The following is a 988-nucleotide window of genomic DNA, read 5'->3' on the forward strand; positions in this document are numbered from 1 at the left end:
TGATGCTCACCAAGAATTTGAGCGGCCTGCTTGGGCGGAGCCGCTAAAACACAATACGTCGCCTTCAGCGCACTCTTACCCTCGCGACTCTCCAAAACCAAGTTCCACACGCCCTCTTCAAAACGCGCCTCCAACACTCTTTTGCCAAAATAGGGGGTCGCTTCACCAAGCGCTCCTCGAGCAAAACTAGAGTTGCGCGACAACGAGTAAGCACGTTTGCGCGATTCGCCCTCTTGGATGACAACATCGCGACGACTCTTGAGATACGCATCGAAGTTCGCGTTAGACACCTCGAAAGAATGCGCGCCCAGATCAAACCCAATAGGCTGATCATCCAAACTTAGGCGCTTCGACGAGAGACGGCCTCCGGTTCCTCTCGCTTTGTCTACAATCGCGACGCGAAAGCCTCGTTTTGCAAGCTGACCCGCACAATAGGCACCAGAAAATCCAGCGCCGACAACAACATAGTCGAATGGCTTCGGCTGATCATCTTGCATGTAATCCATTTTCTAAAACCTCACGTAATCTATTTGGAACGAGCTATACGGCACAATTCAAGTATTGGATTGTACTAGACAAGAGTCAAAACGGGATAAGAACGCAGACGAGAAAAATTATGAGCGCTTTACCGAAGAGAGATCCTAGGGTAGCTTTGATGTCAGACAAAGTGAGCGAGAAAAGTCCCTCGCTGGTTAAGGAGAAAAGTTTGACACAAAAACAGCCTAATGAGCTGAACCAGTTGCTGCTGGCCATTGCCGCAAATAAAGATCGGCAGGCCTTCTCAGAACTGTTCAATGCAACATCGTCGCGTTTAAAAGCTTTTGCGATGCAGTGCGGCGCATCGAATGCAGATGCGGAAGAATTGCTTCAAGAGTGTATGTTAACGGTGTGGAGAAAAGCGCACACGTTCAAACCAGAGTCAGGTAGCGCGATTACGTGGTTATACACGATCGTTCGGAACAAACGGATTGATATGGCGCGCAAAGGC

General features: G+C 49.5%; 2 protein-coding genes. One reads left to right on the forward strand and one right to left on the reverse strand.

Translation table 11 applies throughout. The annotated features are described in order from the left end of the window. Window positions 1-506: FAD-dependent oxidoreductase (locus A3750_RS22765; protein ID WP_197475257.1), on the reverse strand; the 506-nt coding region annotated here is incomplete at its 3' end. A 200-nt stretch (window positions 507-706) separates the two neighbouring features. Here A3750_RS22765 and A3750_RS26570 point away from each other — a divergent pair. Continuing rightward, a partial coding sequence (locus tag A3750_RS26570) for a sigma-70 family RNA polymerase sigma factor (protein ID WP_197475258.1) occupies window positions 707-988 on the forward strand: 282 nt, incomplete at its 3' end.

It is taken from the genome of Oleiphilus sp. HI0079, assembly GCF_001635105.1.